Genomic DNA, 14354 nt, shown 5'->3' with positions numbered 1-14354 from the left:
ACCGCCCGATGCCAGCACCCCACACCGCACGATCTTGTATTTGCTATTCACCAAGCGCGCCAACGCCTTCTCAGAAGTGCGCCATTCAGGCCGCGCGAGCGCGGAATGCTCGTAGCATCGACCGTGGTGCGACGAAGTCAAGGAGCCGATATGCCCAACGACAAGCCGAACATTCTGGTCATCTGGGGCGACGACATCGGCATCACCAACCTGAGTTGTTACAGCGATGGTCTGATGGGCTATCGGACACCCAACATCGACCGTATTGCCAACGAGGGCATGCGCTTCACCGACGCTTACGGCGAGCAAAGCTGCACTGCCGGCCGGGCATCGTTCATCACTGGCCAAAGTGTGTACCGCACCGGTCTGAGCAAGGTCGGTTTCCCCGGAGCTGACGTGGGGTTGCAGGCCGGCGATCCCACGATCGCGGAGTGCCTCAAACCGCTCGGCTATGCGACGGGTCAGTTCGGCAAGAACCATCTCGGCGACCTCAACAAGTATTTGCCGACGGCGCACGGCTTCGACGAGTTCTTCGGAAACCTGTACCACCTCAACGTGGAGGAGGAACCGGAGCTGCCGGATTATCCGAAGCGCGAGCAGTTCCCGATCTTGGCAGAGATGCAGCGGCCGCGCGGCGTGATCCGGTCGTGGGCAATCGACGAGGTGTCCACCGAGCCAGACGATCCGAAATTCGGTCCGATCGGCAAGCAGCGCATCGAGGACACCGGTCCGCTGACCAAGAAGCGGATGGAAACCATCGACGACGAGACCACCGATGCCTGCGTCGACTTCATCAAACGACAGGCAGAGAGCAGCACGCCGTTCTTCGTGTGGATGAACACGACAAGCATGCACCTGCGCACCCACACCAAGCCGGAATCACTTGGGCAGGCGGGTGTTTGGCAGTCGCCGTATCACGACACGATGATCGACCACGATAAGCATGTCGGGCGGTTGCTCGACCTGCTCGACGAACTCGGCATCGCCGAGGACACCATCGTCGTCTACTCGACCGACAACGGGCCGCATGCCAACACCTGGCCCGACGGTGCGACGACGCCGTTCCGTAGCGAGAAGAACACCAACTGGGAGGGCGCCTTCCGAATTCCGGAGATGGTCCGCTGGCCGGGAAAGATTCCCGCCGGGGTGGTGTCCAACGAAATCATCCAGCACCACGACTGGTTCCCGACATTCCTCGCCGCGGCGGGTGAACCCGACATCGCCGAGAAGCTCAAGAAAGGCCACCCGATCGGCGACAAGACTTACAAGGTTCACCTCGACGCGTTCAACCTGTTGCCCTACCTGACCGGCGAGGTCGACGACAGCCCGCGAAAGGGCTTCATCTACTTCTCTGACGACTGCGATGTCCTCGGGTTCCGGTTCCACAACTGGAAGGTGGTGTTCGCCGAACAGCGCTGCCAGGGCACGTTGCAGATCTGGCTGGAACCCTTCACGCCGCTTCGGGCGCCGAAGATCTTCAACCTTCGCACCGATCCCTTCGAACGCGCAGACATCACCTCCAATACGTACTACGACTGGTGGCTCGACCACGACTACATCGCGTTCTATGCCAGCGGCATCGTGACGCAGTTCCTGGAGACGTTCAAGGAATTCCCACCGCGCCAAGAGGCCGCATCGTTCACGATCAACCATGCCGTGGCCAAACTGCAGGACTTCCTGGCGAAGGACTAGATGCTCGAGCGCTGGAACGACGGACCGACGAAGGCCGCGATCGTAGACTTCGTCGGCCGTGTCACCACTGAAAGCAGCCCGGAATACGTAGCCCCGCACGAACGTATCGCGGTGTTCGACAATGACGGCACGCTGTGGTGTGAGAAGCCTACCTACATTCAGCTTGATTTCCTGGTGCGCAGGCTGGCCGAACAGGCGACCGCAGACGCTGCCCTGAAGACCAGACAGCCCTATCAGGCAGCCGTCGGAGGCGACCTGGCGTGGTTCGGCGACGCGGTCACCAACCACTACAACGGGGACGACTCACAGCTGAAAATACTGGCGGCAGGCATACTTTCGGCGTACTCGGGGCTGACGGTCGACGAGCACGCCGAACGGGTGCTGGCCTTCTTCGCCGACGCAAGCCACCCCACGCTGGGTAGGCCCTACACCGCTTGCGGTTACCTGCCGATGGTCGACCTGCTGCGCTATCTCGAAGGCAACGGCTTCACCAACTACATCGCCTCCGGCGGCGGCCGGGACTTCATGCGGCCGGTGACGGCGCAGATGTACGGCATCCCGCCCGAACGCGTCATCGGTAGCTCGGTGGGTCTGGACTTCGCCGACGGCGAGCTGCGCACCACATCGCGACCCGAGTTCCTCGACGACGGACCGGTCAAGCCGGTGCGAATCTGGGGACGCATCGGGCGTAGACCGATTTTGGCCGCGGGCAACTCCAACGGCGACATCGAGATGCTGGAGTTCACCAAGGGCTTGCGACTGTTGGTGCTGCATGACGACGCCGACCGGGAATTCGCGTACACGGCAGGTGCGGAGAAGTCGCTGGATCGGGCGGCCAGCGACGACTGGACCGTCGTCAGCATGCGCAACGACTGGACAACGGTGTTCCCCTAGTGCGCATTCGGACCGGCCAACCGGACGTACGCTCCGGAATTCGCGATCTGAGTGCACACCAGAGATCCGATGACGCCTGACGACCTCGTTTGGATTGCACCTCAGACCGCGACGCTGGGATCCGATCGCCACTACCCCGAGGAGGGTCCGCCGCGGCCCGTTACCGTCGACGGGTTCTGGATGACGTCCACCCCGGTCACCAACGCTCAGTTCGCCGAATTCGTGGCCGCCACAGGCTATGCCACGGTGGCCGAACGCCCGCTGGACCCCGCCGACTATCCGGGCGCACCGCCGGAGAACCTGCAGCCGGGCTCGATGGTGTTCACCAGGACGCCCGGGCCGGTCGACCTGCGCCACCTCAGCCAATGGTGGGCATGGACCCCCGGCGCTTCGTGGCGTCATCCCGTCGGTCCGCTGTCCTCGATTGACAAGCGCGCACACCACCCCGTCGTGCACGTCGCGTACGCGGATGCGGAAGCGTATGCGGCGTGGGCGGACTTGGCGCTGCCCACCGAGGCGGAATGGGAGGTCGCCGCACGCGGTGGGCTCAAAGCTGCCGAGTACACCTGGGGAAACCAGCCCGAGCAGCCCGGGCGACCCTTGGCCAACTACTGGCACGGCGATTTCCCGTGGCGCCCCGACAAGGGATACGGCCGCACCACGCCCGTCGGATCTTTTCCTTCGAACGACTACGGGCTGTTCGACATGGCGGGAAACGTCTGGGAGTGGACCACCGACTGGTACACCGATTCGCGAACAACCCAATCCTGCTGCGCCGAAGACAGTTACGACGCTGCGCAGCCGCAGTTCAAGGTGCCCCGAAAGGTCGTAAAGGGCGGCTCGTTTCTCTGCGCGGACAACTACTGCCTGCGCTACCGTCCCGCGGCCCGGCGGCCGCAGCCGGTGGATACCGGCATGAGCCACATCGGCTTTCGGTGCATCAGGCGTTAGCGGCCATGGGTCGGGATCCATTGCCGGGCGAGCGCGACTGGATCGAGGCGATGAAGCAAAAGCACTCCGCTGTAAGGAAAGCCTCGAAAGGCCACGCTTCACTGGTCATCTGCCTAATGTTGCAAACGGACGAAACGTTGCCGGAACTCACGAGCGAGGTGCACCATGAAGGCATTGCGGCTGACGGGCTGGAAGACAGAGCCCGAACTCGTCGAGGTGCCGAAGCCGACCCCGGGGCCGGGTCAGGTCGTCGTCAAGGTCGGCGGCGCCGGGGCCTGTCACTCCGACCTGCACCTCATGCACGATTTCGACGACGGCATGATGCCGTGGCAGTTGCCGTTCACGCTGGGTCACGAGAACGCGGGTTGGGTCGACGCGGTCGGTGACGGCGTCACCACGGTCAGCGAGGGCGACGCGGTCGCGGTGTACGGCGCGTGGGGCTGCGGCAAGTGCGAGCGATGCCGGCACGGCGTGGAGAACTATTGCGAGGACCCGGCCGCGGCTCCGGTCATCAGCGGCGGTGGCGGACTTGGCCTCGACGGCGGGATGGCCGAATACCTGCTGGTGCCCTCCGCGCGGCTTCTGGTTCGGCTTCCCGACGGCCTCGACCCGGCGACGGCCGCACCGCTCACGGACGCCGGCCTCACCCCGTACCACGCGATCCGCCGGTCGTGGCCGAAGATGACGCCGACGTCGACCGTCGTCGTCATCGGCGTCGGAGGTCTTGGCCATATGGCGCTGCAGTTGGCGAAGGCGACGACGGCGGCCAAGATCATCGCCGTCGACAACCGCACCGAGGCCCTCGATCTCGCGGCGCGCATGGGCGCCGACCACACCGTGATGTCGGATGCCGCAGCGGCCGACGCGATCAGAGACCTCACCGCCGGCCGCGGGGCGGACGTATTGCTGGACTTCGTCGGCGCCGAAGCGACGATCGAGCTCTCGCGCGCGGCCGCCCGACCGCTCGGCGATGTCACGATCGTCGGCATTGCCGGCGGCTCCGTGCCGTTCTCGTTCTTCTCCCAGCCCTACGAGGTCAGCATGCAGACCACCTATTGGGGGACTCGCCGCGAGCTCGTCGAGCTGCTCGAGCTGGCGGCCAGAGGATGTGTGCACGTCGAAACCACCCGGTACTCACTCGACGACGCATTGCGCGCGTATCACGATCTGCGCGACGGAGACGTCCGCGGTCGCGCCGTTATCATTCCGTGAGAAACGCTGCGGCTCAGCGTGTCTCGGCGGCCGCCTTGATCGCCGCGAGCGTCGCGGGGATACCGGTGCGCGCGGCGTCACGGCGCTTCTCGATCTCGCCGTCGGCCTGATCACCGAAGCGCTCGTGGAAGCCGGCGATACCCTTCGGCAGGAACTCCCAGGACTCGGTCAGCCGGGTGCCGCCGTCCTCGGGGACGAACGTGTAACCCCACCGCACCCAGCCGTCGTTGACCTCCCATGCGAACTCGCGGCCGGGATCGGCGGCCACCACCTGCGAGCGGGTCTCCCACGTGCGCTCGGAGGTCTCGTTGCGACCGGTGAACCACGCGCCGACGCGTGGGCCCGCTCCCTCGTCCCACCAGCAGGCGCGGCAAACCGGACTCCACTGGCCCATCCGGGTGACATCCGACACCATCTCGTACAGCTCATCGGGCGCCACGGCCACCAGAACCGACTCCGACATCTTCAGACCAGTCATCGCTCGAGTGTGCCAAAGGGCTAGGTTGTAACACGTTCTACGTCACCGTCGAAGGGCCAACCGGATGGACAACAGTAGCGACCGCACCACCAGAAACGCGCTAGTCATCGGCGCGGCGTCCGGAATCGGGTGGGCGTCGGCGCGCGCGCTGGCCGCCGACGGCTGCCGGGTCACCATCGCCGACCGCAATCTCGACGGGGCCCGGGAGCGGGCTGTCGAACTGGGCGCCCCGCACACCGCGGAGCCCGTCGAGGTCACCGACGAAGCGTCCGTGCAGGCGCTGTTCGACCGGACCGGCCCGCTCGACGTCGTCGTCAACTGCGCGGGCTTCTCCAACGTCGGGCTGATCACCGACATGGCCGTCGAGGACTTCCGCGCCGTCATCGACGTCTGCCTCAACGGCGCGTTCATCGTCGCCAAATACGCCGGGCGTACGCTGCGCGACGGCGGGGTGCTGGTGTCGATCAGCTCGCTGAACGGCCGTCAGCCCGCCATCGGGATGAGCGCCTACTGCGCCGCCAAGGCCGGCCTTTCGATGCTCACGCAGGTCGCCGCGCTCGAACTGGGCCCGCGCGGCATCCGGGTCAACGCCGTGGCCCCCGGGTTCGTGCACACCCCGCTGACCGCACCGGCGGCCGCGATACCCGGCGTCGTCGAGGACTACGTGGAGAACACCGCCCTGGGCCGCGCAGGCACGCCCGACGACATCGCCGAAGCGGTGCGCTACCTCTGCTCGCCGGCGTCGTCCTGGCTGACCGGCGAGGTGCTCGACCTCAACGGCGGCGCCCACATGAAGCGGTACCCGGATGTGATGGGCCACGTGATGAAGCTTGCCGCGCAATGACATTCGACGGCAAGCAGGCGATCGTCACCGGCGCCGGATCGGGGATCGGCGCGGCACTGTGCCGCGCGTTGGTGCGAGCCGGCGCCCACGTGGTGTGCACCGACATCGACGGCGACGCAGCCGAACGCACGGCCGCGGCGCTGGGGGCGCAGGCGCGTTCGTCGCGCCTCGACGTCACCGACGCGGCCGCGGTGCAGGCCGCCGTCGACCAGGTCGTCGACCGCGCCGGCCGGCTGGATCTGATGTTCAACAACGCCGGAATCGTGTGGGGCGGTGACACCGAACTGCTCACCTTGGATCAGTGGAACGCGATCATCGACGTCAACATCCGCGGGGTGGTGCACGGGGTCGCGGCGGCCTACCCGCTGATGGTGCGCCAGGGTCACGGCCACATCGTCAACACCGCGTCGATGGCGGGGTTGACCGCCGCCGGCCAGGTCACCAGCTATGTCATGTCCAAGCACGCGGTGGTCGGGTTGTCGCTGGCGTTGCGCTCGGAGGCCGCCGCGCGCGGCGTCGGCGTCCTGGCCGTCTGCCCGGCCGCGGTGGAGACCCCGATCCTCGACAAGGGCGCGATCGGCGGGTTCGTCGGCCGCGACTACTTCCTGCAGGCTCAGGGCGGCAAGCCCTATGACGCCGACCGGTTGGCCCGCGACATCCTGCGCGCGGTGCAGCAGAACAAGCCGCTGTTGGTGAAACCTCGTGTCGCCCATGCCCAGTGGCTGTTGGCGCGGTTGGCGCCGGGTCTGATGAACCGGATGTCGATGCGGTTCATCGCCACGCAGCGGGCACGGCAACGCGCCGGAACATGACGCGATAGCCGGTGGGCACCGATAGCTGCCCGTAGTCTGAGTGCGCCGATGACCGAGGAATTCAGCACCACCCAGAGACGCGCCCTGGCCGTCGTCACGGTGATCGCCGTGCTCGTCGGGGCGTACTTCCTGCGTGGGTTTTTCGTGCTGATCGTGGTGGCCGCCGTGTTCGCCTACCTGTTCACCCCGCTCTACGAGCGCCTGCAGCGACGGCTCAGCACCGGGATGTCGGCGGCCGTCACGCTGCTGGCGGCGGTGCTGATGGTCGCCGTTCCGATCGCCGGGATCGTGTTCCTGGCGATCGTGCAGATCACCCACATGGTCAACGCGGTGAGCGGATGGGTCGCACAGACCGACATGTCCACGTTGGGTGACCGCAGCCTGCAGTTGATCAACGAATTACTTTCGCGGATACCGTTTCTGAACATCAACGTCACCGCTGACAGCCTGCGTCAGGCAATCGTCACGGTGTCCCAGCGCGTCGGCGAATGGCTGCTGCAGGTGCTGCAGGGCGCGGCGGGCAGCGTGGTCACCGCGATCGCGGCGATGATCATCTTCCTGTACGTGTTCATCTCGATGCTGGTCAACCGCGAGAAGATCCGCACCCTGATCGCCCAACTCAACCCGTTGGGCGAGGAGATCACCGACCTGTACCTGGCGAAGACGGGTGCGATGGTTCGCGGAACGGTCAAGGGGCAGTTCGTCATCGCGCTGTGCCAGGGTGTCTCCGGTGCGATCTCCATCTATATCGCCGGCTTCCACGACGGCTTCTTCATCTTCGCGATCCTGTTGACCGCCCTTTCGGTGATCCCGCTCGGCGGTGGCATCGTCACGATCCCGTTCGGGATCGCAATGATGTTCTTCGGCAACATCATCGGCGGGGCGTTCGTGGTGATCTTCCACCTGGTGGTGGTCACCAACATCGACAACTTTCTGCGCCCGATCCTGGTGCCCAAACAGGCCCGGCTCGACCCGGCGCTCATGCTGCTGGCGGTGTTCTCCGGCATCGCGCTGTGGGGGTTCTGGGGCATCGTCATCGGCCCGGTGCTGATGATCATCATCGTCACCACGATCAGCGTCTACCTGTCGGTCTACAAAGGTGTGCCGATCGCCCAACCCGACGACGACGACGTCGAAAAGCCGCGGCGGCCCAAGCTGTTGACTCGGCTGGTGAACCGCATCCGCCCGGCGCAGAAACCGGCTAAGTCAGCCGCTGGATGAGGAACTCCACGACGCGCTTGCGCGCCTCGTAGGCCGGGTGTCCGTCGACCTCGCGGACCTCCCCGGTGAGCACTGAATGCGCCATCTTGGCAAAGCCGTGCTCGTTGCCCTTCTTCGAGTCGATCTCGATGACCTCGAACGCATCGCCCAGCCGCGCCTTGAGGGCCGTGAACCGCTCCCCCGGAACCAACGGATCCTCGCTGAACCGCAGCCCCATCGCGCACAGCCCGTCGGTGGCCGCACGCTGCTCGACGATTCTGAGCTCAGCCTCCGACAAGCCCGGATCGCGTCGCTGTTTGGGGGTCAGCGGCAACGGCAGCGACGGCTGGCTCAGCACCGGCGCCAGCACGCTGTCGTCGACCGCCGCGGCCAGCGCGAAACCACCCGTGAAGCACTGCCCGATCACCCCGACGCCCTTACCCGGGGTCTTCTCGTTGAGGTCGCGGGCCAACGCACGAAGGTAGTGGGCTACCGGGCGGTCGGCGTTGGTGGCGAACGCGGCGAACTCGCGTGCCACACATCCGCGCAGCAGCACGGGCACCATGCCGGGCCGTATCGCCGCGGCCCCTGGCGTGCCGAACAGCGACGGGGCGGCCACCGTGAACCCGTTGTCCACCAGATGGTTCCCCAGCGCCAACACCCCGGGGTGCAGCCCCGGCATCTCGGGGATCAGCACCACACCGGGCCCCTGGCCCTTGCGGTAGACGTCGTAGGTCAATCCGGCCGCGGAGAACGGCGCGGCGCTCCAGCCGGCCAGATCGGCTTCCGGGGCAACGTCGCCTGCGGCGGTCATGGCGTGTCCTCCGTCACTTGGTCGGCAACGGCGCCGCGGTCTGCGTCGCCGTCGCCAGCGTACGGAACTCGTCTTCGCTGCCTGCGCCGGTTATCGCGATCTGGGCCGGTCCGGTCGGACCAGACAGCCGCGTGGTCCAGATCGGTTCGGCGGGCTGATTCTCGCCGTCGCCGCCGTCGTACACCACCCAGGTGACGCCGTTGACATCCTCGACACCGGTCGGGTGGGCGTCGGTGTTGATCGAGGTGACCAGTTTGGCCTCGTCGGCATTGCTCTGCGTGAGGCTGAGGTACATACCGCTGGGCGCCAGATAGCCGACGACCGAGCTGACGGCGCGTGCGGGCTGAGCGGTCACCGGGTCGGTGCGGCCGGCTTCGATGCCCTTGCGGCTACCGGAGTTCGACTGCCAACCCTCGGGTAGCTGCGGCAGCCGGATCGGGATGTGCAGCGCGTCGGCGTCGGCCTGCAGGGCCGCGGGGGCGTCATAGGACGGGGCGGGTCCGGCGCCGGGCCCGCCGGCCTGGAACGAACACATGCCCAGCACCCCGGCCAGCACGATGCAGGCCAGCACCAACGGCGCGATCGACCAGAACATGTCGCGACCGCCCTGCAGAAGCCGGGGCTTCGCGGGTTTGGGCGCCGGTGGCGGCTGCGTACTCATAGCCGCCAGTATCCCAGCTGCCACAGAACGACCCGATGATGGGACAATCTGGCCCATGACGCCCGCTCGTGGAGAAGCCCCGGACCGAAATCTTGCCCTTGAGCTCGTCCGAGTAACCGAAGCAGGGGCCATGGCGGCGGGCCGCTGGGTCGGCCGCGGCGACAAGGAGGGCGGCGACGGTGCCGCCGTCGACGCCATGCGTGAGCTGGTCAACTCGGTCTCGATGCGCGGTGTGGTGGTGATCGGTGAGGGCGAGAAGGACAACGCACCGATGCTCTACAACGGCGAGGAGGTCGGCAACGGCGACGGCCCGGAGTGCGACTTCGCCGTCGACCCCATCGACGGCACCACGCTGATGAGCAAGGGCCTGGCCAACGCGATCTCGGTGCTGGCGGTCTCCGAGCGCGGCACGATGTTCGATCCGTCGGCGGTGTTCTACATGAACAAGATCGCCGTCGGCCCGGACGCGGTGGACGCCATCGACATCACCGCCCCGATCGGGGAGAACATCCGCCGGGTCGCCAAGGCCAAGAACGTCTCGGTATCGGACCTGACCGTGTGCATCCTGGACCGGCCCCGCCACCAACAGCTGATCGCCGATGTGCGCGACGCGGGCGCCCGCTGCCGGCTGATCTCCGACGGTGACGTCGCCGGCGCCATCTCGACGTGCCGCGCTACCACCAGCACCGACATGCTCGCCGGGATCGGCGGCACCCCGGAGGGCATCATCGCCGCCGCGGCGATCCGCTGCATGGGCGGGGCGATCCAGGGTCAGTTGGCGCCGCGCGACGACGAGGAACGGCAGAAGGCCCTCGACCGCGGCTATGACCTCGACCAGGTGCTGAGCACCGAGGACCTGGTGTCCGGCGACAACATCTTCTTCGCCGCCACCGGCGTCACCGACGGCGACCTGCTCAAGGGCGTGCACTTCTACAGCGGCGGCTGCACCACGCAGTCGATCGTGATGCGGTCGAAGTCCGGAACGGTTCGCATGGTGGAGGCCTATCACCGGCTGTCCAAGCTCAACGAGTACTCCGCCATCAACTTCACCGGCGACGCCACCGCCATCCGACCGCTGCCATAACAATCAAGAGCGAGGAACACCAGATGAGCGTCGAGAACGACGTCGAATACCGCATCGAGCACGACACCATGGGCGAGGTCCGGGTGCCCGTCAACGCGCTGTGGCGCGCACAGACCCAGCGCGCGGTGGAGAACTTCCCGATCTCGGGGCGCGGCCTGGAACGCACCCAGATCCGCGCGCTCGGCCTGCTCAAGGGCGCCTGCGCGCAGGTGAACAAGGACCTCGGGCTGCTCGACCCGGAGAAGGCCGACGCGATCATCGCCGCTGCCGGTGAAATCGCCGATGGTCGCCATGACGACCAGTTCCCCATCGACGTGTTCCAAACCGGCTCTGGCACAAGCTCGAACATGAACACCAACGAGGTGATCGCCGGCATCGCCGCGCGCAACGGCGTAACCGTCCACCCCAACGACGACGTGAACATGTCGCAGTCGTCCAACGACACCTTCCCCACGGCCACCCACATCGCCGCCACCGAAGCCGCTGTGCGCCACCTCATCCCAGCGCTGGAGGTGCTGCACGAGTCGCTGGCCGGTAAGGCGCGGCAGTGGCGCACCGTGGTCAAGTCCGGCCGCACGCACCTGATGGATGCCGTGCCGGTGACGCTGGGCCAGGAGTTCAGCGGGTACGCGCGCCAGATCGAGGCCGGCATCGAACGGGTCAAGGCCACCCTGCCCAGGCTGGGTGAGCTGGCGATCGGCGGCACCGCCGTCGGCACCGGGCTCAACGCGCCCGACGACTTCGACGTACGCGTCGTCGCGGTGCTGACCGAGCAGACCGGCCTGGCCGAACTGCAGGTCGCCGCCAACCATTTCGAGGCTCAGGCCGCGCGCGACGGGCTGGTCGAGGCGTCTGGTGCGCTGCGCACCATCGCGATCTCGCTGACCAAGATCGCCAACGACATCCGGTGGATGGGCTCGGGTCCGCTCACCGGTCTCGGCGAGCTTGCTCTGCCGGATCTGCAGCCGGGCAGCTCGATCATGCCTGGCAAGGTCAACCCCGTCATCCCCGAGGCCGTCACCCAGGTGGCCGCCCAGGTGATCGGCAACGACGCCGCGATCGCCTTCGGTGGTGCATCCGGCGCGTTCGAGCTCAACGTGTACATCCCGATGATGGCGCGCAACCTGCTCGAGTCGTTCAAGATCCTGACCAACTCCACAAAGTTGTTCGCCGAGAGGTGCATCGACGGCCTGGTCGCCAACGAGGACCGGCTGCGCGAGCTGGCCGAGTCGTCGCCGTCCATCGTGACGCCGCTGAACTCGGCGATCGGTTACGAGGAGGCCGCCGCAGTGGCCAAGCAGGCGCTCAAGGAGAAGAAGACGATCCGGCAGACGGTCATCGACCGCGGACTGATCGGCGACAAGCTCTCACTCGACGAGCTCGACAAGAGACTCGACGTGCTGGCAATGGCCAAGGTCAAAGACGGCGACCAGTAACCGGGTCCGACGGTCAGCTTTCGCAGCCGACACCGTCGCGGTCACGGTCCAGGTGCGGCCCGTACTTGTCGCTGCTGGACGGAATGTTGGTGTCTCCGTTGGCGCGTGCCTCACTGCAGTTCTTGTAGGGGGCGGCCGATGAGATCGGCGCGGTGACCACGCCCATGCCCGTCACCAACAGCGCTGCGGCGAATGCCATACGAACCATATTTGCTCCTTCGTCGAAAGGCTCGGAGCCGTTTGCACTTGCTCAGTCGACGAATTGTATGCGGATCCGCAAGAAATATTTACCCAAACGACAATTTTAGAGGGTGGGCCGGACCTCGTCTGTTCCCGCGCGTGTGACCAATGGCCCTGCACAGTCCACCCCCACCCGCATAGGGTTGGTGACGACGTGGGACCGAGTCAAGGGGTAGCGATATGTCGGAGTCGATCACCAAGTACGGCATCCTGGTGGCCGTTGACGGTTCCCCGGAATCGGAGGCTGCCGTGCGGTGGGCGGCGCGCGAGGCCGCGATGCACGGCAGGCAGGTCACGTTGATGCACGTCATCGCCCCCGTCGAGGTGACGTGGCCCGTCACGTACCTGCAGTCGAGCTTTGACGAATGGCAGGAGGAGAACGGCGCGCAGGTCATCGAGCAGGCGCGGAAGACTTTTCAGGAAAGCGTGGGCGCCGCCGACGCGCCCGCGGTGCACACCACCGTCGAGCACGGGCCGATCGCGTCGACGCTCGTCACGGCGACCGCTGACGCGTGGATGGTCGTCGCGGGCACGCGCGGCATGGGCGTGATCGGACGCGCGCTGTTGGGTTCGATCAGCAACGGTCTGCTTCACTACGCGCACTGCCCGGTTGCGATCGTCCCCACCGACGAAGCCCAAAACCCTGATCCCGCAGCACCTGTGCTGCTCGGCATCGATGGATCACCGGCCTCCGACGGGGCCACCTCGCTGGCGTTCGACGAAGCATCACGCCGAGGCGTGGAGCTGATCGCCCTGCACGCATGGAGCGACAACCGGGTGTTTCCGCTCGTCGGAGTGGACTGGCAGAAGTACGAAGAAGAAGGCCACGAAGTGCTCGCCGAGCGCCTGGCGGGGTGGCAGGAGCAGTACCCGGACGTGCGGGTGAAGCGCCGTCTGGTCGCTGACCAACCGGCACACTGGTTACTCGACGAGTCCAGCCAGGCTCAGCTAGTCGTGGTGGGCAGTCGCGGCCGCGGCGGCTTCAAGGGCATGCTGTTGGGTTCGGTCGCGACCAAAGTTGCCCAAGGGGCGAAAGCTCCGGTCATCGTCGTGCGGGAAAGCTAGCGGGTCGCCGAATGTCCGATAGCACAGGGCCGGTGGTTGTCGGGGTCGACGGCTCAGATGAGGCGACGACCGCCGCGATCTGGGCTGGCGTCATCGCCGAGAAGTTCGACGCGCCGCTGCACATCGTGCACGCCACACCCGACACCGGCCGACTTTTCTCCGACGCCGCTGCCGCGATCCGCGCATCGCTGATCGCCGAACAGCAGAAGTCGGCCGAGGCCACCCTCGAATCGGTCCAGAAGGCGGTGCGGACGCGAACCGGCAAGCTGACCATCACCGCCGAGCGGTTCGACGAATCCGCATCGAAGGTGTTGACCGACCTCAGCCAGGACGCCCGCCTCGTCGTCCTTGGCAGCAAGGAGGTATCCCCCAGCGCTGCCCTGTTACTCGGTTCGACAACCGTTGCGGTGACCACACATTCATCGTGTCCCGTCGTCACCTGGCGCGGCGGGATCACCGCGCCCACGGACCAGCCCATCGTCCTGGGCGTTGACGGTGAACAGACCGGCACCGCCGCGTTCCGCAACGCGTTCGAGTTCGCCGACCGATTCGGCGTACCGGTGCACGCGATCAACGCGTGGCCGGGGCGGCGCGTGCTCGGCGGGATCGAGATCCCGGCGTTGATCGACTGGGGAGCCGTCGAGGCTGCGCAATGGCAATACGTGATGGGTTCGGTGGAGCCGTGGAGTGAGAAGTACCCCGCTGTCGAGGTCAGGTACTTCATCGAGACGGCGGGGGCCGGCCAGGCCCTGCTGCGCCACGCCGCCGAAGCCCAGTTGGTGGTCGTCGGCAACCGGGGACGCGGACTGCTCGCGGGCGCGTTGTTGGGTTCGACGAGCCTGAACCTGCTGCACCACAGCCCGATTCCGGTGATGGTGTGTCACAACGCGAACCCGTGACAATTCACTCGTGGTGCGGCTCGACCAACCGCCGACCGGTCACCTTCTCGGCGCGAACCCGCCGCATGCACT

The 14354-nt window shown here is 66.5% G+C and carries 15 protein-coding genes; 11 read left to right on the top strand and 4 right to left on the bottom strand.

Going from position 1 to position 14354, the window contains the following annotated elements:
- Positions 1 to 150 precede the first annotated feature (150 nt).
- From K3U96_RS06020 to K3U96_RS06005, 4 genes are all read left to right on the top strand, one after another.
- Positions 151 to 1692 (top strand): arylsulfatase, encoded by a 1542-nt coding sequence (locus tag K3U96_RS06020; RefSeq protein ID WP_220692396.1) that lies wholly within the window; start codon positions 151 to 153, stop codon positions 1690 to 1692.
- Complete coding sequence (locus K3U96_RS06015) at positions 1693 to 2586, top strand: HAD family hydrolase (RefSeq protein ID WP_220692395.1); 894 nt, start codon at positions 1693 to 1695, stop codon at positions 2584 to 2586.
- A gap of 69 nt (positions 2587 to 2655) precedes the next feature.
- Positions 2656 to 3537: a formylglycine-generating enzyme family protein gene (locus K3U96_RS06010; RefSeq protein WP_220692394.1), complete on the top strand. Its 882-nt coding sequence runs from the start codon at positions 2656 to 2658 to the stop codon at positions 3535 to 3537.
- Between the two features lie 165 nt (positions 3538 to 3702).
- Complete coding sequence (locus K3U96_RS06005; protein ID WP_220692393.1) at positions 3703 to 4749, top strand: NAD(P)-dependent alcohol dehydrogenase; 1047 nt, start codon at positions 3703 to 3705, stop codon at positions 4747 to 4749.
- Positions 4750 to 4762: 13 nt separating this feature from the next.
- Here K3U96_RS06005 and K3U96_RS06000 read toward each other — a convergent pair whose 3' ends face one another.
- Complete coding sequence (locus tag K3U96_RS06000; RefSeq protein ID WP_220692392.1) at positions 4763 to 5227, bottom strand: SRPBCC family protein; 465 nt, start codon at positions 5225 to 5227, stop codon at positions 4763 to 4765.
- A gap of 64 nt (positions 5228 to 5291) precedes the next feature.
- Between K3U96_RS06000 and K3U96_RS05995 the strand changes: the two genes are divergently transcribed.
- The 3 genes from K3U96_RS05995 to K3U96_RS05985 are packed head-to-tail and all read left to right on the top strand — an operon-like array spanning position 5292 to position 8104.
- The gene (locus K3U96_RS05995; RefSeq protein WP_069406095.1) at positions 5292 to 6071 is read left to right on the top strand and encodes an SDR family NAD(P)-dependent oxidoreductase; all 780 of its coding nucleotides are present in this window, start codon (positions 5292 to 5294) and stop codon (positions 6069 to 6071) included.
- Positions 6068 to 6883, top strand: a complete 816-nt coding sequence (locus K3U96_RS05990; RefSeq protein ID WP_220692391.1) for an SDR family NAD(P)-dependent oxidoreductase — start codon at positions 6068 to 6070, stop codon at positions 6881 to 6883. Before K3U96_RS05995 ends, K3U96_RS05990 begins: the two co-directional genes overlap by 4 nt.
- A 48-nt stretch (positions 6884 to 6931) precedes the next feature.
- Positions 6932 to 8104 (top strand): AI-2E family transporter, encoded by a 1173-nt coding sequence (locus tag K3U96_RS05985; protein WP_220692390.1) that lies wholly within the window; start codon positions 6932 to 6934, stop codon positions 8102 to 8104.
- Here K3U96_RS05985 and K3U96_RS05980 read toward each other — a convergent pair.
- Entirely contained in the window at positions 8085 to 8897 is an 813-nt protein-coding gene (locus K3U96_RS05980) for a dienelactone hydrolase family protein (protein ID WP_220692389.1), read from the bottom strand. The genes K3U96_RS05985 and K3U96_RS05980 overlap by 20 nt on opposite strands.
- A gap of 13 nt (positions 8898 to 8910) precedes the next feature.
- A complete protein-coding gene (locus K3U96_RS05975) occupies positions 8911 to 9558 on the bottom strand; it encodes a DUF4245 domain-containing protein (RefSeq protein WP_220692388.1) in 648 nt (215 codons plus the stop codon).
- Between the two features lie 55 nt (positions 9559 to 9613).
- Here K3U96_RS05975 and glpX point away from each other — a divergent pair, with 55 nt between their 5' ends.
- Together glpX and K3U96_RS05965 are read left to right on the top strand one after the other, a co-directional pair.
- A complete protein-coding gene (gene glpX / locus K3U96_RS05970; protein ID WP_069406090.1) occupies positions 9614 to 10642 on the top strand; it encodes a class II fructose-bisphosphatase in 1029 nt (342 codons plus the stop codon).
- A gap of 23 nt (positions 10643 to 10665) precedes the next feature.
- Positions 10666 to 12078, top strand: a complete 1413-nt coding sequence (locus tag K3U96_RS05965) for a class II fumarate hydratase (protein ID WP_220692387.1) — start codon at positions 10666 to 10668, stop codon at positions 12076 to 12078.
- 13 nt (positions 12079 to 12091) lie between these two features.
- Here the strand turns inward: K3U96_RS05965 and K3U96_RS05960 are convergent, their stop codons facing one another.
- Complete coding sequence (locus K3U96_RS05960) at positions 12092 to 12286, bottom strand: excalibur calcium-binding domain-containing protein (RefSeq protein WP_230982380.1); 195 nt, start codon at positions 12284 to 12286, stop codon at positions 12092 to 12094.
- 212 nt (positions 12287 to 12498) lie between these two features.
- On the opposite strand from K3U96_RS05960, the gene K3U96_RS05955 reads away from it, so the two are divergent.
- Together K3U96_RS05955 and K3U96_RS05950 are read left to right on the top strand one after the other, a co-directional pair.
- The gene (locus K3U96_RS05955) at positions 12499 to 13383 is read left to right on the top strand and encodes a universal stress protein (RefSeq protein WP_220692386.1); all 885 of its coding nucleotides are present in this window, start codon (positions 12499 to 12501) and stop codon (positions 13381 to 13383) included.
- An 11-nt stretch (positions 13384 to 13394) separates the two neighbouring features.
- Positions 13395 to 14282 carry a universal stress protein gene (locus tag K3U96_RS05950; RefSeq protein WP_220692385.1) on the top strand — a complete coding sequence of 296 codons (888 nt, stop codon included), beginning with the start codon at positions 13395 to 13397 and terminating at the stop codon, positions 14280 to 14282.
- Positions 14283 to 14354 lie beyond the last annotated feature (72 nt).

The sequence above is a fragment of the Mycolicibacterium holsaticum DSM 44478 = JCM 12374 genome (assembly GCF_019645835.1).
Taxonomy (GTDB): domain Bacteria; phylum Actinomycetota; class Actinomycetes; order Mycobacteriales; family Mycobacteriaceae; genus Mycobacterium; species Mycobacterium holsaticum.
The sequence above is the reverse complement of the archived record's forward strand: the minus strand, read 5'-3'. Positions and strand labels throughout refer to the sequence as shown.

Bases quoted from the DNA above. Each gene is read 5' to 3' on its own strand.
- K3U96_RS05955 (WP_220692386.1), top strand. From the start codon at position 12,499: ATGTCGGAGTCGATCACCAAGTACGGCATCCTGGTGGCCGTTGACGGT.
- K3U96_RS05990 (WP_220692391.1), top strand. From the start codon at position 6,068: ATGACATTCGACGGCAAGCAGGCGATCGTCACCGGCGCCGGATCGGGG.
- glpX (WP_069406090.1), top strand. From the start codon at position 9,614: ATGACGCCCGCTCGTGGAGAAGCCCCGGACCGAAATCTTGCCCTTGAG.
- K3U96_RS05980 (WP_220692389.1), bottom strand. From the start codon at position 8,897: ATGACCGCCGCAGGCGACGTTGCCCCGGAAGCCGATCTGGCCGGCTGG.
- K3U96_RS06015 (WP_220692395.1), top strand. From the start codon at position 1,693: ATGCTCGAGCGCTGGAACGACGGACCGACGAAGGCCGCGATCGTAGAC.
- K3U96_RS05960 (WP_230982380.1), bottom strand. From the start codon at position 12,286: ATGGTTCGTATGGCATTCGCCGCAGCGCTGTTGGTGACGGGCATGGGC.
- K3U96_RS05985 (WP_220692390.1), top strand. From the start codon at position 6,932: ATGACCGAGGAATTCAGCACCACCCAGAGACGCGCCCTGGCCGTCGTC.
- K3U96_RS06020 (WP_220692396.1), top strand. From the start codon at position 151: ATGCCCAACGACAAGCCGAACATTCTGGTCATCTGGGGCGACGACATC.
- K3U96_RS06010 (WP_220692394.1), top strand. From the start codon at position 2,656: ATGACGCCTGACGACCTCGTTTGGATTGCACCTCAGACCGCGACGCTG.
- K3U96_RS05965 (WP_220692387.1), top strand. From the start codon at position 10,666: ATGAGCGTCGAGAACGACGTCGAATACCGCATCGAGCACGACACCATG.
- K3U96_RS05995 (WP_069406095.1), top strand. From the start codon at position 5,292: ATGGACAACAGTAGCGACCGCACCACCAGAAACGCGCTAGTCATCGGC.
- K3U96_RS06005 (WP_220692393.1), top strand. From the start codon at position 3,703: ATGAAGGCATTGCGGCTGACGGGCTGGAAGACAGAGCCCGAACTCGTC.
- K3U96_RS05950 (WP_220692385.1), top strand. From the start codon at position 13,395: ATGTCCGATAGCACAGGGCCGGTGGTTGTCGGGGTCGACGGCTCAGAT.
- K3U96_RS06000 (WP_220692392.1), bottom strand. From the start codon at position 5,227: ATGACTGGTCTGAAGATGTCGGAGTCGGTTCTGGTGGCCGTGGCGCCC.
- K3U96_RS05975 (WP_220692388.1), bottom strand. From the start codon at position 9,558: ATGAGTACGCAGCCGCCACCGGCGCCCAAACCCGCGAAGCCCCGGCTT.